This is a genomic window from Millisia brevis NBRC 105863 (assembly GCF_001552615.1).
Lineage (GTDB): Bacteria > Actinomycetota > Actinomycetes > Mycobacteriales > Mycobacteriaceae > Millisia > Millisia brevis.
Map to the genome: position 1 here is coordinate 184,797 of NZ_BCRN01000009.1, position 19,457 is coordinate 204,253.

Here is a 19,457-nt window from a genome sequence, read left to right on the forward strand (position 1 = left end):
ACGCCACACCCCGGGTCGGGTGTATCCGTTTCGGGAGGTCGGGCCCGAGCCCGGACCTGCCGGGGTGCCATGGACATGGCCTCGACCCGGAAGCGATCCATGACGACGACCCGCAGAATGGGAACGACCGCTCTGACGGCGATCCTGGCCGCCGCCACGGTGATCGGGCTGCCGCCGGCCGCCCTGGCGGTGCCGGGAGACCCTCCGCCACCGCTGTTCCTCGACGAGGTCGGGTCGGCGCGCACCCTGTCCTTTCCGGGGGCGACCGGCGAGATGAGCCTGTCCCTGCCGATCCCCGGCGACCTCGTACCCGTCGCGCTGCGAGGCGTCACCGAGTCACCGGCCTTCGTCGGCGGCGGCACCATCGACGTCGTACAGGGTGACCGCATCCTGTCCCGCACCCCGATCGATCCGGCACCGAACGCGCCGATCGAGTTACCCCTGAACGGTATCGAGACCGAAGGCGCCGCCGCCGACCTGCGCATCCTCACCCGCCTGAACGTCGACAACACCTGTGTGATCAATCCGGACAACGCCTTTCGCATCATCGACACCCAAGTGGAGTACGCGGGGCGCGAAGCGATCCCACAGACCGTCGCGGACTTCCTGCCGCCGGTCCTGCGTCAGCTGACCCTCTACATCCCCGACGACGTGCGACAGGAGGAGGGCGCCGCCGCGGTCTCGCTGGCCGCCGCGATCACCGCCCACTACGGCTCGGCCCACCCGCGGATCGTCACCGCGAGCCTGCCGCGCGCCTCGATGACCCCACCGACGGCGCCCGGCCCGCTCGAACGGCAGATCGTCATCAGCACCGATCGTCCGGCCGGGCTCGGTATCGGTCCGGGGCCCGAGGGCAGCACGTTCCTGACGATCGGCGGTGCGGCCGATCAACTCGCGACGCAGAGCACCCTGTTGGTCTCCGACCTCGCCCAGATCGCGGTGGCCTCGGCGGCGGTCGCCGGGCCGCAACCGGCCGTGGCCCAACTGGCGCCGACCGTACGGACCCTCTCGGACATCGGGGTGGGCGATACGACGGTGGTGTCGACCGGGTGGCCGGAGATCACCATCGGTATCGATCAGACGCGGTTGGGCCGCCCGGCGACCGGCGTGCGCGTCGAGTTGGCGGGTTCCTATACCCCGACCGGCTCGGGGGTGATCGCGGTGCGCGCGGGCGAACGGACGATCGCGACGATCCCCACCGACGACTCGGGCAGCTTCGACACCTTCGTCGACATTCCCGACGACGTGCTGCGCCGGTACACCGGTGTGACCGTCACCCTGGAGAACGCCGAGGCGCCCGCCGGCTGTCTCGACGGCCCCCGCAGCTCCCTGTCGCTGAGTTCGGCCGGCGAGATCGTCTCCACCACAGCCGATCCCCCGCCGGCCGGCTTCGTGTCGCTCCCGCAGGCGCTGTTGCCGTGGACCCAACTCGCCTGGACGACGGGCGATGTCGCCGATGTCGCCCGCGCGGTTTCGATCGTCACGGCGCTGCAACAGCTGTCGGCGATGCCGCTCGACATCTCGGTGGTCGACATGGCCACCGCGGCGAGTTCGGCGCTACCGGCGATCCTGATCGCCGCGGACGGTACCGGGCTGCCCGATCCGGCGCTGCCGGTCACCTCCGACGGCAGCACGATCACGGTGCGCGCGAGCGACGGCTCGGACCAGCAACTCTCGCTGACCCCGCAATTGTCGTACGGGGCCCTGCAGGTGATCCGCGACGGGGACCGCACGCTGCTGATCGCCGACTCGACCGGCAGCCCCGGCGATCTCGATCAGCTGCTGGCCCGGATGAGCGCCGATGGGCTGTGGTCGTCCGCCGACGGCGAGGCGGTCCTGCAGGTCGCCGGGCGCGAGCCGGTGGTGGTCGACGTCGATGTCGACGCCGCGGAGATCGCAATGACCGAGGAGTCGTCGACCGGGATCGGGCCGATCGTCGTCGGCGCTCTGGCGGCCGCAGGCCTGCTTCTCGTCGCCGCGCTGCTGTTCCTGCGCCGGCGACGACGCCCCACCGCCGACGCGACCCCCGCCACCGGCACTGGCACCGCCAGCAACACCACGGACACCGACACGACCGGCACCGACGAGACCACCACCGGGCCATGACCGCCGACACCACCGCCGAGCGGATCGACACACCGTCGCAGGCGCTCGGTACCGCTCGCACGATCGCGGTCCGCTGGGCGATTCTGCTGGCGCTGATCGTGCTGGCCTTCTGGCGCACCATCCGGGCGGTCGCCGAAGAGATGTTGGCGCACACGCTGATCAGTTACGTGCCGGTGCTGATCCTGTTGACGATCATCGCCGCGGCGGGAGTCTCCTGGCGGGGGCACCGCGAGCCGCCGATCCACGACCGGCAGACCGACGTCATCGTCGCGACGGTGATCCTGGTGCCGGCGTTGGCGCTGCAGGTGATGGTGACGCCCCGCTACGGCCAGGTATACCTGACCACCCACGTCGATCTGCTCGCCCTGTGGCTGTTCACCCTCGGCGGCGCGGTGGTGATGTTCGGGCTGCGCCCGGTGGTCCGCTATCGCTGGGTCTGGGTGATCTTCCTCGGGATCTTTCCGGTTCCGGTGCGGGTGGCGATCCTGTGGCTCGGCGGCGGGCCGCTGGTCGCCGGCGCGGTGGTGGTGGCGTTGGCGTCCGCGGCCACCGCGGTCGCCGCCGGGCGCACCCGTCGGCGCGCCCTCTTCGGTGCCGCGGTGTCGGCCGCGGTGGGCCTGGTGGGGTTGTTCGCCCTCAACTACGGCTGGATCGTGTTCGGCGGCAGCGTGCCGCCGCTGGCGGCGATGGTGTCGATTCCCCCGCTCGGCTGCGCGCTGGTCGCCTGCACGGTCACCTACATCGACCGCCGCCGCCGGCGGACCGGCTGGGGACCGCTGCTGGGCCGACCGGTCAGCCCGCCGGCGCTGCCGCGGGTGGGCCGGCCGTTCCTGCTGGTGGTCGTGGTCGCGGTGCTGCTCGCGTTCGTCCCGGTGCCCCCGGTGGGCACCTGGCCGAGCACCCGCATCCCCGAACTGCGTACGGACGAACCGCTGCCGGTGCCCGCGGGCTGGACGCAGGAATCGGTCGAGCGGTACGACTGGGTGTCCCGGCTCTACGGGCCCGGTTCGGTGTTGATCCGGCAGGTCCTCGTCCAGAATCGGGGCAGCACGCAGTACGACGACCTCGGACGTCCGCGCCGGGTGGTCGTCGACACCGTCGACAGCATTCGCCCGCTCGCGCTCGAGGTGTATCCGAATATCTTCCGCTACAACCTCGTCGGTAACCGGTTCAGTCCCTCGGTCGAGGTGCCGATGCCACACGGCGTGCGCGCGTGGATGTGGAATGTCGTCGACGACAGCCGCTATCTGACCTACGACGTGGTGTCCTGGTGGTGGAACAACGGCTACCGCACCCAGCAGGTGATGATCTGGGCGGTCGACAATCACGAGCCGGACGCCTACTTCCCGGAGCCGCGCATCACGATCGCGGAGAACCTCAATTCGCTGCTGACCGTCCTGTTCCGGGGGAACGCGGTCATCCAGGACGGCGACCCGCAGTACAAGGACCGCGATCTGGTGGTCCCGTTGGCGCGCGACATCGTCGAGGCGGTAGTGGCCGGCGGGGCCAACGATGACCAGTGAGCCGACCCCGGCCCGATCGACGGGTCGACATCGGGCCGCGCCGGTCGGCGGTACCGATCTCGATGCTCCCCACCATCCGTCGACCCGGCCGACCCGCCCCGTCGCGGATCTGTTGATCGACCCGGACCATCGCGCGATGGCGTTGTCGGCCGCCGTGGACGGCCTGCGGCTGCGCGATCCGGATCGGTCGGCGTCGGTGGCGTTCAACCGAACCCAGAAGGTGCTCGGCTTCGGTCTGCTCGGCGCGATCGTGGCGCTGGTCGTGGTGTGGCCGACGGCCACCCTCGCCACGTTGGTGTCGATCGCCACCATCGCCTACGTGGCGACCCTGGTCGACCGGCTGGTGATCTTCCGGCGCGGGTTGACCTCCGGCGCCCTGCGGGTGACCGACGAGCAGGCCCTGGCGATTCCGGAGGACGAGCTGCCGCCCTATACCGTGCTCGTTCCGGCCTACGGCGAGCCCGAGGTGGTCGGTGATCTGATCGCCGCGATCGAGACGATCGACTATCCGCTCGACCGCCTGCAGGTGCTGCTGTTGCTGGAGGAGGACGACGGTCCGACGATCGCCGCCGCCCGGGCGGTGGAGGCCGCGGGGCGGGTGACCGTCGTGCTGACCCCGCCGGCCCAGCCGCGCACCAAACCGAAGGCCTGCAACTACGGTTTACACTTCGCCACCGGCGATATCGTGACCATCTTCGACGCCGAGGATCAGCCGGATCCGCTGCAATTGCGGCGCGCGGTACACGTCCTGCGGAACTCGGACGAGTCCGTGGTCTGCGTACAGAGCAAACTCGGCTTCCACAACGCGGGTGACAATCTGCTCACCAAGTGGTTCACCGCCGACTACGGCATCTGGTTCGGCTTCCTGCTGCCCGGCCTGATGGCCAGCCGCGCGCCGATCCCCTTGGGCGGCACCTCGAACCACTTCCGCCGCGATGTCCTCGACGACCTCGGCGGTTGGGATCCGTTCAACGTCACCGAGGATGCCGACCTCGGGGTGCGCATCGCGGCGCGCGGCTACCGCACCGCGGTGCTCGACTCGGTCACCCTCGAGGAGGCCAATGTCGACGCGATCAACTGGGTGCGGCAGCGGTCCCGTTGGTACAAGGGCTATCTGCAGACCTGGTTGGTGCACATGCGTCATCCGGTGGCGCTGTGGCGGGTCCTGGGCACCGTCTCCTGGTGCCGGTTCACCCTGCTGATCGCCGGAACCCCGTTGATCGCCTGCGCGAACATGATCTTCTGGCTGATCCTCGCACTCTGGGTCGCGGGCCAGCCGACGATGATCTCGGCGCTCTTCCCCGGCCCGATCTACTATCTGGCGCTCGCCTCGCTGGTCGTGGGCAACGGCGCCGCGCTCTACATGAACCTGGTGGCGATCCGGGAGGACGACCGCAGCGACTTGCTGGTCGCCGCCCTGCTGATCCCGGCCTACTGGATGTTGATGAGCATCGCCGCGATCAAGGGGGTCTGGCAGGTCCTGGTCAACCCGTCCTACTGGGAGAAGACCTTCCACGGCCTGTCCACCAGCTCCGCATCCGCCGGGTCCACCGGGTCCACCGGCTCCGCCGGTTCCACCGGCTCCGCCGGTTCCGCCGGTTCCCAGACGGGCCGCGCCGGGAGCCGGGGATGACGCGGCGGCAGGCGGTCCTGCTCTTCGCCGCGGTCTGGCTGGGCTATCTGCTGATCGGCGTCTACCTGGCGGTCATCGTGGAGTTCCACTTCGGCGACGCCCTCTCGCGGGTGCAGTCGGCGCAGAGCGTGCTGTTCAGTCGCACACCGCATCTGTCGGCGATCGGCTTCGTCTTCAGCCCGTTGACCACGATCGTGCAGCTGCCGCTGACCGCGTTGAGCGTGTGGTGGCCGGCGCTGACCACCTCGGGGCTCTCCGCGGTGATCATGTCCTCCGGGTTCATGGCCGGTTCGGTGGTGCAGATCTCCGGCATTTCGCGCGACCGTGGCCTCGGCCGCGGGGTCACCACGCTGATCACGTTGTGCTACACCATCAATCCGATGATCGTGCTCTACGCCGCCAACGGGATGAGCGAGGCGCCCTATCTGTTCTTCCTGGCCTGGGCGATCCGCCGGTTGATCCGCTGGGTCGACACCGACGACGTCCACGAGCTGATCGTCGCCGGAATCGCGTTGGCCCTGGCCTATCTGACCCGCTACGACGGTGGCGCCGCGACCCTGGCCGCCGCCGCGGTGGTCGGCACGGTGACCTTCCGCCGCTCCGAACGGGAACGGCGCTGGTCGCGCACAGCCCTCGATATGGTGCTGGTCGCGGCGCCGGGCGCGCTGGCCTTCGTCGTCTGGGCGATCGCCGGCTGGCTGATCACCGGAGATGCCTTCGCCCAGTTCACCTCGGAATACGGCAACGCGGCGATCGTCGCGGCGACGGGGGCCGCCACCGCGAGCGGGGCGGCGGCGATGGTCTTTTCGTTCACCGAGCTGCTGATCCTCGCCCCGCTGCTGCCGGTGCTGCTGGTCACCGTGATCGTGATCCGCACCATGCGCCGCCGGCTGCTGCCGCTGTTGCCGCCGCTGCTGCTGATCGGCGCGGTCCTGGCCTTTCAGATCATCGGCTACGCCCGCGGGTCCACGTTCGGCTTCCTGCGCTTCTCGCTGACGGTGGTCGTGCTGTCCGCGACGATCGCCCTGCTCGCGGTACCGGCCCGCCGCAGTCCCCCGGTACGCCGGCCGGGCCCGCGCGCGGCGCTGCCGCCGGTGCGCCCGCATCCGTCGACCCGGCGGCGGTACGCGGTATCGGCGGTGATCGCGGTGGTCGTCCTGGCGGTCGGCCTGCCGGTCACCGCGGTCGGGATGACCTCGAAACGGTTCGCCCCACAGGAATACGCGATCCGGTCGATCGTCGATCCCCAACCCGATTCGGTCGACCCGCGGCGGCTCGACGAGCAGCGGGTCATCCGATCGTTCTCGACCGAACGGGCGATCGCCCAATTCCTCGACCGCCTCGACCTGCCGGACGGCAGCGTGCTGTGCGACACCGTCTTCGGGTTCGCGGTGGTCGTCCAGTCGACCCGGCCGCGTCAATTCGTCATCCCCTCGGACGCCGACTTCACCCGGGTGATCAACGAGCCCGCCGCCCACGGCGTGCAATATCTGCTGACCGTCCCGCCGAGCGGGCGCGGCGAGACCGACGCGCTCAACCGCCGCTATCCCACCGTCTACAACGACGGCGCCCGGATCGGGGTGCTGGCCCTGGAGGCCCCGAACGACGGCGCCGACCTGCCGGATTGGCGGATCTACCGGACGTTGCCGGCGACGACGTCGGCGACCGGGTCACCGTAGCCGACGTCGTAGGTGCAGGCATCGGTGCGCGGGTCGGGGACGAAGGCCCACACCAACATCCCGGCGACCCCGGCGGCGCGCACCTCGTCGTAGGCCTGCCCCAGCAGCTCGGCCCGCCGCTCGCTGGTGCGGCAGGACCCCGCCTCGAGCCCGATCTCGTTGACAACGAGGGGCTTGCGCAGATTGCGGGCCTGCTCGATGCGGCTGGGCAGGTCGGATCCCGCCGGATGCTCCATCCCGTTGTCGGGGTAGTCGTGGAAGTCGAGCACGTCGAGGTGCGCGGAGCCGGCGACCCGTTCGAGGTCGTCGCCGACCAGTCCGCACTGGTCGCCGCCGGTGAAGCCGGAGAAGATCGGTCGGCTGCCGTCGAGTTGGTGCAGGAGCCCACCCGCCTCGTCGAAGAAGGCGCGCAGCACGTCGGCGCCGCCGGCTGGGCAGGCCCGTTGGTACCACTGGCAGCCGGCGGGCCCGCAGGTGCTCGCCTCGGGTTCGCCGACCAGTTCCCAACCGGCGAGGGTAGGTTCACCGCGCCACCGTTCGACCGCGGTGGTCAGCCACCGTTCGTAGGTGAAGCCGCCCGGCGCGGGATCGGTGCGCCAGCCCTCGACGTACCAGTCCCGCTCCTTGAAGTGCTCGTTCTCGCAGTCGCCGGAGCTGCCGGCCAGGACGGGCAGGACCATCTGGTCGTGGCGGCGCGCCGCGGCGAAGACATTGTCGAGCGGGCCGAAGGACACCGCTCCGGTGGTCTTGTCCACCGCCAGTGCGGAATACAGGTTGAAGCGGGTGAGCGCGCGCGGTGGCAGCGATCCGAAGTAGTCGTCGAGATCCACCTGCGCACCGCAGCCGACGTTGATCGACCAGTCGGTGCCGAGCTGATAGGCGTTGTACCCGGCCGGCCACCACGGCGTCCCGTCGAGCCGCAGGCCGGTATCGGTGGTGTCGACCCGTCCGGAGAAGACCCCGTCGGCGGAGCGCTGCGAGGGTGTCGGGGCATCCGAGCAGGCGACGACGCCGAGCGCCGCGACCAGGCTCGCGGCGAGGAACCGAGCGGGCCGCGACACCACCGCAGCGTACGCCGCCACCGGGAGCCGGCGCAGCGGACGACGGCCATTCCGAGACCCCGCTACGACAAACCGTAGTTGCCTCCATATCAGCTTACCCGAAATGTTCTCTATATCCGAAAGATTCCCTTCGGATGCACGCGGGGCGATCCGATCGTAACGAACAAGAAATACCTCGAACGTACCTTCGAAGGCATTTCTTCCGTTCGGAACTACCTCATTCGTAGGGCCTGGAGGGCATGATGACCGCAGAACCCCAGCACCAGAACGCGGGCGCCGAGCCGCATGGCCCGGATCTCCATGGCGGGGATGCCGCCACTCGCGAAACACTCGAGGATTACACCCTGCGCTTCGCGCCGCGACATTACCGACGGTGGTCGACCGGCGTGGTCGCGGTCTCCGCCCTCGGCGGCATCGCCTATCTGGCCGACTTCGCGATCGGCGCGAATATCGGCATGGCCTACGGCACCGCCAACGCCCTGATGGGTATCGGCCTGTTCGCGGTGATCATCTTCATCACCGGTTTCCCGCTCGCCTATTACGCGGCCCGTTACAACCTCGACCTCGACCTGATCACCCGCGGCAGCGGTTTCGGTTATTACGGTTCGGTGGTCACCAACGTGATCTTCGCGTCGTTCACCTTCATCTTCTTCGCCCTCGAAGGCTCGATCATGGCCCAGGGCCTCGAACTCGGCCTGGGCATTCCGGTGTGGATCGGGTACGCCGCCTCGACGCTGATCATCTTCCCGTTGGTGATCTACGGCATGAAGGTCCTCTCGACCCTGCAGGTGTGGACGACGCCGTTGTGGCTGGTGTTGATGGTGATCCCGTTCATCTACCTCGTCGCCTCGCACCCCGATTCGGTCAACCAGTTCCTGACCTATCGCGGCGAGGACGACACCTCCCCGAATCTCGGCTCGACGCTGCTGGCCGCCGGCGTCTGCCTGAGCCTGATCGCGCAGATCGCCGAACAGATCGACTACCTGCGCTTCATGCCGCCGAAGACCCCGGAGAACTCCCGCCGCTGGTGGACCGCGATGGTGCTCGCCGGACCGGGCTGGGTGATCTTCGGCGCGCTCAAGCAGATCATCGGCCTCTTCCTGGCGGTCTACCTGATCGCCAATGTCGCCGACGGTGCGTCGTTCGCCAACGAGCCGGTCCACCAATTCCTGGAGATCTACGAGGGCTTCCTGCCCGGCTGGTTGGCGATGACGCTCGCGGTGGTGCTCGTGGTGATCAGCCAGATCAAGATCAACGTGACGAATGCCTATTCGGGGTCGCTGGCCTGGACCAATGCCTTCACCCGGGTGACCAAGCGCTATCCGGGCCGGTTGGTCTTTCTGGCGTTCAACCTGCTGATCGCGTTGATCCTGATGGAAGCGAATATGTTCGACTTCCTCAATGCGATCCTCGGCTTCTACGCCAACTGCGGTATGGCGTGGATCGTGGTGGTCGCCACCGACATCGTGGTCAACAAGCACATTCTGGGGTTGTCCCCGAAGGCGCCGGAATTCCGTCGCGGCATGTTGTACGCGATCAATCCGGTGGGCTTCGTATCGATGATCGTCGCCGCCGGCGTGTCGATCCTGGTCTTCTTCGGCGGCCTCGGCCAGACGATCCGGCCCTACTCCCCGCTGGTGGCGATCGGCCTGGCGGTGGTGCTGCCGCCGATCCTGGCGATCGTCACCCGCGGCAGGTACTACCTGCGCCGGGACGACGACGGCATCCCGCTGCCGATGTACGACGAGCACGGCAACCCCTCGGCCGAGGTTCTCGACTGCCACGTCTGCGCGCAGTCGTACGAGCGGCCGGACATGACCGCCTGCGTCGCGCACTCCGCCTATGTGTGCTCGCTGTGTCTGAGCACGGACACCACCGGAACGCATGTCCTACCGGAACCGGAGGATCCTGCCAGAATGACCGTGTGAACCTGACCCCCGGCGACGTCGAGAAGTTGCTCCTGGTGGTCGCGGGCAATCTCGCCCGCGATCGCCGGGAGCGCGGTGTGAAGCTCAATTACCCCGAAACCATTGCGCTGCTGACTACCTGGGTCCTCGAACGGGCCCGCGAGGGTGCTCGGGTGGCCGATCTGATGGTGGCCGGTCGTACGGTTCTGGGACCGGACGATGTGATGGACGGCGTCGCCGAGATGATTCACGACGTACAGGTCGAGGCCACCTTCCCGGACGGCCGCAAGCTGGTGACGGTGCACGATCCGATCGGTGCGCACGATCCGGAGGGCCCCGGCGCGGTACGCGTCGTACCGGGCACGGTCACCCTGAACGAGGGTCGCGAAACGCTGTCCCTGGTGGTCGAGAACACCGGTGATCGACCGGTGCAGATCGGTTCGCACCTGCACCTGCCGGACTCGAACGCGGCCTTGGCGTTCGATCGGGCGGCGGCGATCGGCTTCCACCTCGATATCCCCTCGGGGACGTCGATCCGGTTCGAACCGGGCGTGACCCGCGAGGTAACCGCGGTGCGATTGGCCGGCGCCGGACGGGTGCCGGGCCTGCAGATCAGGAACGACGGACAGCAGCTTCCGGAAGGGGCCAACTGATGGTGCGGATCGACCGCGAGAAGTACTCCGCCCTCTACGGCGGCACCACCGGCGACCAGATTCGGTTGGCGGATACCGACCTGTGGATCGAGATCGAGCAGGACCTGACCATCGGCGGCGACGAGGTGGTCTTCGGCGGCGGAAAGTCGGTGCGCGAGTCGATGGCCCAGGGCATCACCACCCGCGACGCCGGGGCGCTCGATACGGTGATCAGCAATGTGATCGTGCTCGACTGGTGGGGCATCGTGAAGGCGGACGTCGGGCTGCGCGACGGGCGCATCGTCGCCCTCGGCCGCGCCGGCAATCCGGACATCGCCGACGGGGTCACCCCGGGCATGGAGATCGGTCCGTCGACCGACGTCATCGCCGGCGAGGGCAAGATCCTCACCGCCGGGGCGATCGACTCGCATGTCCATCTGTTGTCGCCCAGTCAATTACACGAGGCGCTGGCCACCGGCATCACCACCGTCTACGGCGGCGGCACCGGCCCCTCCGAGGGGTCGAAGGCCACCACGGTCACCCCGGGCGCCTGGCATCTCGCGCAGATCCACCGCGCTCTGGACAATGTCCCGGTCAACGTTCTGCTGCTCGGCAAGGGCAATACCGTCTCCGCGGAGGGTCTGGCCGAACAGGCACTCGGCGGCGCCGGCGGCTACAAGGTGCACGAGGACTGGGGGTCGACCCCCGCCGCGATCGACACCGCCCTCACCGCGGCCGGCGAATGGGGCTTGCAGGTTGCGCTGCACTCGGATTCGTTGAACGAGGCCGGCTACGTCGACTCGACTCTGCGCGCGATCGGGGAACGATCGATCCACGCCTTCCACGTCGAGGGCGCCGGCGGCGGCCACGCCCCGGACATCCTGTCGATCGCGTCGAAGCCCTATGTGCTGCCCGGCTCGACCAATCCGACGCTGCCGCACACGATCAACACCGTCGCCGAGCACGTCGACATGCTGATGGTCTGCCACCACCTGTCGCCGAACGTCCCGGAGGACCTCGCCTTCGCCGAGTCCCGCATCCGCGCGACAACCATTGCGGCCGAAGACATCCTGCACGACATCGGCGCCCTGTCGATCACCTCCTCGGACGCCCAGGCGATGGGTCGTATCGGCGAGGTGATCACCCGTACCTGGCAGGTGGCGCACGTGATGAAGGCCCGCCGCGGGTCGTTGGGCGAGTCGCTGCCCGCCGACAACCAGCGCGCCCGCCGCTACGTCGCGAAGTACACGATCAACCCGGCGATCGCGCACGGCATCGACAGCGAGGTCGGCTCGGTCGAGGCCGGCAAGCTCGCGGATCTCGTTCTCTGGGAAGCGAAGTCATTCGGGTGGCGGCCCAGTGTCGTCATCAAGGGCGGCGTGCTCGCCTGGGCCGGACTCGGCGACCCCAATGCGTCGATCCCCACCCCGCAGCCGGTGTTGATGCGCCCATCGTTCGGCGACGCGATCGGCGCGGATCTGTCGGTGTCGTTTGTCGCGCCGGCCGCGATCGACGACGGTCTGGCCGATCGTCTCGACCTGCGCCGCCGGCTCTCCGCGGTCGCCGATACCCGCGGGGTCGGCAAGGCGCAGATGCGCAACAACGACACCCTGGTGCCGATCGAGATCAATCCGGAGACCTTCGATATCGCGATCGACGGCGAGCAGGTGCGGCCGGCCCCGGCGGAGCAACTGCCGCTCGCGCAGTTGCACGCCCTCTTCTGATGCCGGGCCACCGGTGACCGGAGAGACCTCCCCGCCGCGTACCGTCGCGTCACCGGAGTTGGTCGCGCTGATGTTGGCCGACGCGCGCCTGCCCACCGGCGGCCACACCCAGTCCGGCGGGCTCGAGCCGGCGGTGAAAGCCGGGCTCGCCGACGACGGGCGACGGCTGACCGATATCGCCGACTACGTGCGCGACCGGCTGCGCACGGTGGTGCGCACCGATGCGGCCACCGCGGTGGTCGCCCGGCATCTGACGCTGACCGGCGGCGATCCGTTGGCGGTCGAGGTGGAGTGGGCCGCGCGTACTCCCAGCCAGGCGCTGCGCGCCGCGTCCCGCCGCCAAGGTCGCGGCTACCTGCGATTGGCCGAGCGGGTATGGCCGGAGGTGCTCGAGCATCTGCCGCGCGACGGTTCGGTCGCCCGCGCGGTGGTGCTCGGGGTGATCGGCGCGGTCACCGGTATCGACGCCGCGCAGGTCGCTCGGCTGGCCGCCTACGACGACGCGCAGACCGTGGTGTCGGCGTCGCTGAAGCTGCTGCCGGTCGACCCGGCGGCCGCCGCGACCTGGCTCGCCTCGGTGCACCCCGATATCGAGGCGCTCGTCGCCGCGGTGTCCGATCTGACCGACCCCGCAACGATTCCGGCGCCGGGCGCGCCACTGATCGACCTCTTCGCCGAACGGCACGCCGTGGCCCGCATGCGGCTCTTCCACGCCTGACCGCCGGCCCACCCGGCACCTCCGCGCACAATGGACCCATGGGCGTCGACCTCGAGGAATTGCGCCGGCTGCGGCGGGCGCGCGACCGGATGGACCGCGAATACGCCCAACCCCTGGACGTTCCCGCGCTCGCCCGTACCGCGCTGATGTCGACCGCGCATTTCAGCCGACGGTTCCGCGACACCTACGGCGAAACTCCCCACCACTACCTGATGACCCGCCGCATCGAACGCGCCAAGACCCTGCTGCGCCGGGGCGATCTGTCGGTCACCGAGGTCTGCCATGCGGTCGGGTGTACGAGCCTCGGTTCGTTCTCGACCCGGTTCGCCGCCCTGGTCGGCGAGACGCCGTCGGCCTACCGGGCGCGCAGTCACAGCGATCTCGTGGGGTTGGCCTCCTGCCAGGCGATGGCGGCCACCCGACCGCGCCGGCCGACCCGGTCCGCCGCATCGAGCAGTTTCGAAGAAGCGTCCGCCGGCGCGCCTTCCTAAGGTCGTGGCATGACCGTTTCGCTCAGCACCGTCTTTGTTCTCGCCGACGACCCCGACGCCGCCGTCGCCTTCTACTCGGGGGTCCTCGGCCTCGAGGTCACCAATCGGGTGGAGAACGGGGGCTTCACGTGGGTCACCCTGGCGACCGTGTCGCAGCCCGGCCTGTCGATCGTGTTGACCCATCCGCGCGCGGGCCGCTCGGCCGAGGACGGCGAGGCGATCGCCGCGCTGCTGGCCAAGGGCGAACTCGGCGCGATCAACCTGTCCACCGACGATCTCGACAAGGTCTACGAGAAGATCGCATCGGCCGACGGGGTCGAGGTGCTGCAGGAGCCGATGGACCAGTTCTGGGGCGTTCGCGACGCCGCCTTCCGCGATCCGTCGGGCAACACGGTGCGCATCGCCCAGGCATGATGAGGCGATGAGCACCGCGCCCTCCCTCGAAGCAACCCCATCGTCCGCGACCCGCGCCCTCCGCCTGGGGGTCGCGGGCCCGGTGGGCACCGGCAAGTCGTCGTTGATCGCCACGATCTGTCGCACCCTGGCGAACGAGCTGCGCCTCGGCGTGGTCACCAACGACATCTACACCGACGAGGACGCCCGCTTCCTGCGCAGCGAGGGTGTGCTGCCGGACGATCGGATCGTCGGCGTCGAGACCGGCGCCTGCCCGCATACCGCGATCCGCGACGACGTCACCCCGAACCTGATCGCGGTGGAAACCCTCGAGGCCGAGCAGGGCCCGCTCGACATCGTGCTGGTCGAGTCCGGTGGTGACAACCTGACCGCCACCTTCTCCCCCGCGCTGGTCGACGCGCAGATCTTCGTGCTCGACGTCGCCGGTGGCGGGGACGTCGCCCGCAAGGGTGGGCCGGGTATCGCCCGCGCGGATCTGTTGGTGGTCAATAAGACCGACCTCTCCCCGTACGTCGGGGTCGACGTGCCGCAGATGGTGTCGGATGCGCGGGACGCGCGAGACGGCCGCCCGGTGCTGGCCCTGTCGCGTACCGATGCCGGATCGGTCGCGGCCCTGGGCGATTGGGTACGCGGCGTCCTGGCCGCGCACCGCGACGGCAGCCACGTGGCGATCGATCCCGGCCCGATGGCCCCGCATTCGCACGCCGGCGAGGAGCCGCATACCCACGCCGACGGGACCGTGCACACCCACGATCACGACCACGCCCATTCGCACTGATACGCCCGCCCGCACCGACGGCCCGAATCACGGCACTCCCCCGAGTCACGGCGCCGGCCCGAGTCACGGTGCCGCCCCGAGTCACGGTGCCGGCCCGGCGATCTCGGACGCGATGCCGGTGAACGCCACCGGCATCGACGTCCGCGTCGATACCGCCGGTCGGATCGCGGTCGATCTGCGGCACGGTCCGATGCAGGCGCGGCGGGTGCGCGCCTCCGGCGGGGTGGTGCGGGTGGCGCTGATCGCCGGGCAGGCCCTGCTGCTGGCCGGCGACGCGGTGCGGATCGAGGTGTCGGTGGTCGGACCGGTGACGGTCGAGATCATCGAACCGGCCGGCACGGTCGCCTACGACATGCGCGGCACCCCCGACCCGACCGCGCGCTGGGACGTGGCGGTGCGGGCCCGCGACGGTGCCCGGGTCATGTGGTTCAGCGAACCCTTCGTCGTGGCCGACGGCGCGGACGTCGGCCGCACCACCACGGTCGATGTCGACGCCACATCCGTTGTGGCGCTGCGGGAAACCCTGGTACTCGGCCGCACCGGCGAGCGGGGCGGGCGGCTGCGCACGCATACCCGGGCGGTTCGCGACGCGGTGCCCGCGCTGGTGGAGGACCTCGACCTCGATCCGGCGACCCGCGGCGGCTGGGCGGTCCTCGGCCCGAACCGCTGCCTCGACTCCTGGACCGTCATCGGCGAGCGCCTCCCCGACCGGCCGGACACGCTGCAGCTCGATCAACTCGGTTCGGTACAACGCTGGTTGGGCACCCGGGTCCACGCGAGCCCCTTGGACGCTCCCACCGCCGCGCCGGCGACTCACCGCGAGGCGCCGGCACCACACGCTCACCACAGCACCGTCGAGGACGATATGCACTCGCCGACGCTCTCCCGCACGTCTTCTGCACTGCCACCCCGGCCGGCACCTCGAATACCTCCGGCCGCCAGCACGCCTACGGCGTGACGATGTCGAACGACGGGTCCGGCCGATCCAGCACCCCGACCAGCGCGGCGAGCACGCCCGCGTCACCGGAGATCTCCAGCCCCGGCGAGGCGCTGTCCCCGGCCGCCAGCGCGATCAACCGCAGCTTGCTCGCCAGCCGGACGGTGACCTGCGCGGAGTCCTCGGCCGCGACCTTCCGATAGACCAGCACCCCGTTGCGCAGCGTCAGTCGGTAGTTGGTATCGATATCGAGGAAGGTGATGTCGATCGCGAGGTCGAGATCCCAGGCGCGCGGCCCGTTGACACTGATCGCCAGGACGTCGAACAGTTGCTCCGGGCTCAGCTGCGCCGCCAGGGCGCCCGAGGTCACCGTGGGGGTGCCGAAGGTGCCGTCCCGCAGTTCGGTTGCGCCGCTGAGGAAGAAGTTGCGCCAGGTCGCGGCTTCCGATCCGTACGCCAGCTGCTCGAGGGTGTCCGCGTAGAGCTCGCGGGCGCCGGCGTGATTCTCGTCGGTGAAGATCGCGTGGTCGAGAAGCGTGGCGGCCCAGCGCAGATCGCCGTCGTCGAAGGCCTGCCGGGCCAGTTCGACGACGCGGTCGATGCCACCGATCGCCGCGACGTAGCGCGGCCCGATCGCCTCCGGCGGATGCGCCCACAGCCGCGCCGGGTTCCCGTCGAACCAGCCCATATAGCGCTGGTAGATCGCCTTGACGTTGTGGCTGACCGACCCGTAGTAGCCGCGCGCGTGCCAGGCCCGCTCCAGGGCGGGCGGCATCTCGAAGGTCTCGGCGATCTCGATACCGGTCTGCCCCTGATTGAGCTGCCGCAACGTCTGGTCGTGCAGATACGCGTACAGATCCCGTTGCAGGGTAAGGAATTCGACGATGCGATCCCTACCCCAGGTGGGCCAGTGGTGCGAGGCGAAGACGACGTCGGCGCGCTCGCCGAAGGTGTCGATGGCCTCGGTCAGATAGCCGGCCCAGCCGTGCGGATCGCGGACCAGGGCGCCGCGCAGGGTCAGCAGATTGTGCAGGTTGTGGGTGGCGTTCTCGGCCATGCACAGCGCCCGGAAACCCGGGAAGTAGAAGTGCATCTCGGCGGGCGCCTCGGTGCCGGGCGCCATCTGGAACTCGATCTGCACCCCGTCGATGGTGTGGACCTCCCCGGTTTCGCGGACGTCGACGGTCGGCACGATGATCGCCACCTCGCCGGTCGACGGGGTCTGCCCCAGGCCGCAGCCGACCTGGCCCCGCGGTCCCCGTTCGAGCACCGTGCCGTACATGTACGCGGCGCGGCGGGCCATCGCCGTGCCCGCGTAGACGTTTTCCTGCACCGCGTGTTCGAGGAAGCCCTCCGGTGCCAGGACCGACACCCGGCCGGCGTCGACGTCGGCCTGCGTGGTCACGCCGAGCACACCGCCGAAGTGGTCGACATGGCTGTGGGTATAGATGACCGAGACGACCGCCCGATCACCCCGATGCTGCCGGTAGAGCGCCAGCGCGGCCGCGGCCACCTCGGTGGAGACCAGGGGATCGATGACGATGATGCCGGTGTCGCCCTCGACGAAGGTGATGTTGGACAGGTCGAAGCCGCGGACCTGGTAGATCCCTTCGACGACCTCGTAGAGCCCCTGCTTGGCCACCAGGGTCGACTGCCGCCACAGGCTCGGATGCACGCTCGCGGGCGCGTCCCCGGCGAGGAAGGCGTAGACGTCGTTGTCCCACACCACGCGACCATCGGCGGCGGTGATGACACACGGGCTCTGCGCGGCGATGAATCCGCGGGCGGCGTCGGCGAAATCTCGGGTGTCCTCGAACGGAAGCGTGGTCAGATGTGCGCCGTGCGCGGCCTCGACGGCGGGCGTGGGCGGCTTGCTCTGCATATCCGAACAGTAACGCCGGGTATGCGCCGCGCGGGGTGACAACGCGCACATATCCGACCGTCCGGATGGTATTTGTCTCCGCCAACCCCGGTGCCGTGTGCAACCGTCCGCCTCACAGCATCGCCGCGACAATAATCGTCACGGCGGCCCGGTGAGGAAGACCCCTGCACACCACCCCGGCGCGCTAGTGGCAGCAGCCCCCGGCCGGGTCCTCGAAGACCTCCAGCCGGCAGGCGCAGGAGGCGAGGACGGGGATATCGGCGCGCGCCCCGGCCAGTTCCAGTTGCCGGGCCACCAGCGCGGCTTCGGCGTCGCGGCCCAGCCGCTGCAGGCATTCGTGGTAGCCGTGCAGCGCCCACAGGTTGTTCGGGTGTTGGCAGGGTCGGCTCAACGTCGGGTCCAGGCCCAGGTCGGCGGCGTACACCTCGGCCGCTTCCGCGATCCGGCCCTGCTCGATCAGCAGCGCACCGTAGGCGTGCCGGGTGGGCTGCATCCAGCCCCACGGCTCGTCGTAGGGCAGCGCGTCGTCGAGCTCGATCGCCCGGCGCAGCGCCGCGAACGCGTCCTCGTGCCGGCCCTCGCGGTAGAGGATCTCGCCGTCGAGCATCGATGCGGCGACCGCCAGGATGTCGCGGCCGGTGTTGTTGAACAGGTATCGCGACTCGGGGACCGCCGCGTAGGCGGCGGTGAAGGCGTCCCGTTCGACCAGCGCCTCGGCGACCCGCCCGGTCGCGGCCAGCGCGACCCCGCGCCCGTAGTGCAGGGTCGCGACGGTGGTGGCGTAGAGCTCGCGGTCCTCCGGGAACGGCTCGGCGAGCAGATCGTCCCAGCGCCCGAAGCGGATCAGCACGTGCACCCGCAGCGGCACGAACGCCTCGAGCCAGTCGGCCATCGGCGGCGACTCGACGCGCAGCAGTTCCGGCGTCAGCTGCCCGGCCAGCTCCTCGGCGGCGGCCAGGGCGATCGCGGATTGACCGCTGAACATCGCCGAGTAGACGACGAAGTGCAGGTCGTGGGCGCGGTAGAGCGAGTAGAAATTGAATGGTCCGCGCTCGGCCACGAACCGCCGATCTGCTTCGACCGCACGCTGATTGGCGACCACCGAGGCGTGGTAGTCGCCGCAGAGCACGTCGATATGCGCGGGCATATGCCGCAGATGTCCGGCGTCGGGCACCAGGTCGCGCAGCAGATCGGCGGCGGGCAGCGCCTCCTCCGGGTGCGCGGACATCTCCATCAGGTGGATGTAGAAGTGCAGGGCGCCCGGGTGGCCGCGGCCGATATCGGTGGCCAGGACCGCCTCGAGCAGCGGCTTCGCCTCGAGCACCCGCGATCCGGGCGCGGGCTTGCCGGTGCGGGTATCCCACAACGCCCAGGCGCTGACGTTGACCAGCGCGTCGGCGGTCAGGGTGAGGATGTCGGGATCGTCCGGGAAACGCGCGGCCAGGGCGACCATCGCGTCCGCGTAGGCGCCGGTGCCCGCTTCGAGGGCCGCGGCATCGTCGGGGTCGTCGGCCGGGAAGCGGGCGGCGAGCGCCTCGATCAACCCGCGCTCGGCGTCGGAGGCGCGGCCGTCGGCGGCCAGGCGCAGCTCCGATCGGGCCCGGGCGAGGGACTCACCGAGGTCGGCCGGGTCGAACGCCTCCCACGCCTTGTTGTAGTTCGGCCCGATCGCGTAGGCGATGCCCCAGCGGGCGATCGCCAGGTCGGGGTCGTGCTCGAGGGCCCGCTCGAAGCAGCTGATCGCCTCGTCGTGGTTGAACGCGTAGGCCCAGATCAGGCCGCGGTCGAACCACTTCCGGGCGTCGGGCGAATCGGTGTCGACGGGGCGGGAGTAGTCGCCGAGGTCGTAATAGTCGCCGGCCGACGGACGTGACATGGGCTCAGCGTAGGCGCCTCGGGACGGGTCGGCGAGGATCGCGGGCGCGGTGATCGAAACCCGACGGCGGCGCCCGGACGGTCGGGGATAGCCGCT

15 protein-coding genes are annotated in these 19,457 nt (G+C 69.8%); 12 read left to right on the forward strand and 3 right to left on the reverse strand.

Going from position 1 to position 19,457, the window contains the following annotated elements:
* The first annotated feature begins 117 nt into the window (after positions 1–117).
* The 4 genes from MB1_RS14360 to MB1_RS14375 are packed head-to-tail and all read left to right on the forward strand — an operon-like array spanning position 118 to position 6,941.
* The gene (locus tag MB1_RS14360) at positions 118–2,106 is read left to right on the forward strand and encodes a hypothetical protein (RefSeq protein WP_245650194.1); all 1,989 of its coding nucleotides are present in this window, start codon (positions 118–120) and stop codon (positions 2,104–2,106) included.
* On the forward strand, positions 2,103–3,629 hold the full coding sequence (locus MB1_RS14365; RefSeq protein WP_084351789.1) for a hypothetical protein: 1,527 nt from the start codon (positions 2,103–2,105) through the stop codon (positions 3,627–3,629). Before MB1_RS14360 ends, MB1_RS14365 begins: the two co-directional genes overlap by 4 nt.
* Entirely contained in the window at positions 3,619–5,262 is a 1,644-nt protein-coding gene (locus MB1_RS14370; RefSeq protein WP_066908429.1) for a glycosyltransferase, read from the forward strand. The genes MB1_RS14365 and MB1_RS14370 overlap by 11 nt, the downstream gene beginning before the upstream one ends.
* Complete coding sequence (locus MB1_RS14375) at positions 5,259–6,941, forward strand: glycosyltransferase family protein (RefSeq protein WP_066908432.1); 1,683 nt, start codon at positions 5,259–5,261, stop codon at positions 6,939–6,941. The genes MB1_RS14370 and MB1_RS14375 overlap by 4 nt, the downstream gene beginning before the upstream one ends.
* Here the strand turns inward: MB1_RS14375 and MB1_RS14380 are convergent.
* The gene (locus MB1_RS14380) at positions 6,896–8,005 is read right to left on the reverse strand and encodes a beta-mannosidase (RefSeq protein ID WP_439646949.1); all 1,110 of its coding nucleotides are present in this window, start codon (positions 8,003–8,005) and stop codon (positions 6,896–6,898) included. The two genes, MB1_RS14375 and MB1_RS14380, sit on opposite strands and share 46 nt — an antisense overlap.
* A gap of 239 nt (positions 8,006–8,244) precedes the next feature.
* On the opposite strand from MB1_RS14380, the gene MB1_RS14385 reads away from it, so the two are divergent.
* The 8 genes from MB1_RS14385 (at position 8,245) to MB1_RS14420 (ending at position 15,624) form a co-directional block, all read left to right on the forward strand.
* Positions 8,245–9,930, forward strand: coding sequence for a purine-cytosine permease family protein (locus tag MB1_RS14385; RefSeq protein WP_066908578.1), 1,686 nt, complete (start codon positions 8,245–8,247; stop codon positions 9,928–9,930).
* Positions 9,927–10,562, forward strand: coding sequence for an urease subunit gamma (locus tag MB1_RS14390; RefSeq protein WP_066908435.1), 636 nt, complete (start codon positions 9,927–9,929; stop codon positions 10,560–10,562). Before MB1_RS14385 ends, MB1_RS14390 begins: the two co-directional genes overlap by 4 nt.
* A complete protein-coding gene (locus MB1_RS14395) occupies positions 10,562–12,265 on the forward strand; it encodes an urease subunit alpha (RefSeq protein WP_174531962.1) in 1,704 nt (567 codons plus the stop codon). Before MB1_RS14390 ends, MB1_RS14395 begins: the two co-directional genes overlap by 1 nt.
* Before the next feature lie 13 nt (positions 12,266–12,278).
* Positions 12,279–12,983: an urease accessory protein UreF gene (locus MB1_RS14400; protein ID WP_245650195.1), complete on the forward strand. Its 705-nt coding sequence runs from the start codon at positions 12,279–12,281 to the stop codon at positions 12,981–12,983.
* Between the two features lie 38 nt (positions 12,984–13,021).
* Positions 13,022–13,474, forward strand: coding sequence for a helix-turn-helix transcriptional regulator (locus MB1_RS14405; protein ID WP_066908438.1), 453 nt, complete (start codon positions 13,022–13,024; stop codon positions 13,472–13,474).
* A gap of 9 nt (positions 13,475–13,483) precedes the next feature.
* Positions 13,484–13,888, forward strand: coding sequence for a VOC family protein (locus tag MB1_RS14410; RefSeq protein ID WP_066908441.1), 405 nt, complete (start codon positions 13,484–13,486; stop codon positions 13,886–13,888).
* A gap of 7 nt (positions 13,889–13,895) precedes the next feature.
* Positions 13,896–14,666, forward strand: a complete 771-nt coding sequence (gene ureG / locus MB1_RS14415; protein WP_066908444.1) for an urease accessory protein UreG — start codon at positions 13,896–13,898, stop codon at positions 14,664–14,666.
* A 112-nt stretch (positions 14,667–14,778) separates the two neighbouring features.
* Positions 14,779–15,624 carry an urease accessory protein UreD gene (locus MB1_RS14420; RefSeq protein ID WP_066908447.1) on the forward strand — a complete coding sequence of 282 codons (846 nt, stop codon included), beginning with the start codon at positions 14,779–14,781 and terminating at the stop codon, positions 15,622–15,624.
* On the opposite strand, the gene MB1_RS14425 is transcribed toward MB1_RS14420, so the two are convergent.
* Together MB1_RS14425 and MB1_RS14430 are read right to left on the reverse strand one after the other, a co-directional pair.
* A complete protein-coding gene (locus MB1_RS14425) occupies positions 15,614–17,485 on the reverse strand; it encodes an alkyl/aryl-sulfatase (protein ID WP_066908449.1) in 1,872 nt (623 codons plus the stop codon). The genes MB1_RS14420 and MB1_RS14425 overlap by 11 nt on opposite strands.
* Before the next feature lie 184 nt (positions 17,486–17,669).
* Positions 17,670–19,361, reverse strand: a complete 1,692-nt coding sequence (locus tag MB1_RS14430) for a tetratricopeptide repeat protein (RefSeq protein ID WP_066908452.1) — start codon at positions 19,359–19,361, stop codon at positions 17,670–17,672.
* Positions 19,362–19,457: the final 96 nt, after the last annotated feature.

What these genes read in the sequence shown, in the direction of transcription:
- MB1_RS14360 (WP_245650194.1), top strand. Translation starts at nt 118, where the DNA reads ATGGGAACGACCGCTCTGACGGCGATCCTGGCCGCCGCCACGGTGATC.
- MB1_RS14375 (WP_066908432.1), top strand. Translation starts at nt 5,259, where the DNA reads ATGACGCGGCGGCAGGCGGTCCTGCTCTTCGCCGCGGTCTGGCTGGGC.
- MB1_RS14420 (WP_066908447.1), top strand. Translation starts at nt 14,779, where the DNA reads ATGCCGGTGAACGCCACCGGCATCGACGTCCGCGTCGATACCGCCGGT.
- MB1_RS14385 (WP_066908578.1), top strand. Translation starts at nt 8,245, where the DNA reads ATGACCGCAGAACCCCAGCACCAGAACGCGGGCGCCGAGCCGCATGGC.
- MB1_RS14365 (WP_084351789.1), top strand. Translation starts at nt 2,103, where the DNA reads ATGACCGCCGACACCACCGCCGAGCGGATCGACACACCGTCGCAGGCG.
- MB1_RS14405 (WP_066908438.1), top strand. Translation starts at nt 13,022, where the DNA reads ATGGGCGTCGACCTCGAGGAATTGCGCCGGCTGCGGCGGGCGCGCGAC.
- MB1_RS14425 (WP_066908449.1), bottom strand. Translation starts at nt 17,485, where the DNA reads ATGCAGAGCAAGCCGCCCACGCCCGCCGTCGAGGCCGCGCACGGCGCA.
- MB1_RS14430 (WP_066908452.1), bottom strand. Translation starts at nt 19,361, where the DNA reads ATGTCACGTCCGTCGGCCGGCGACTATTACGACCTCGGCGACTACTCC.
- ureG (WP_066908444.1), top strand. Translation starts at nt 13,896, where the DNA reads ATGAGCACCGCGCCCTCCCTCGAAGCAACCCCATCGTCCGCGACCCGC.
- MB1_RS14410 (WP_066908441.1), top strand. Translation starts at nt 13,484, where the DNA reads ATGACCGTTTCGCTCAGCACCGTCTTTGTTCTCGCCGACGACCCCGAC.
- MB1_RS14395 (WP_174531962.1), top strand. Translation starts at nt 10,562, where the DNA reads ATGGTGCGGATCGACCGCGAGAAGTACTCCGCCCTCTACGGCGGCACC.
- MB1_RS14370 (WP_066908429.1), top strand. Translation starts at nt 3,619, where the DNA reads ATGACCAGTGAGCCGACCCCGGCCCGATCGACGGGTCGACATCGGGCC.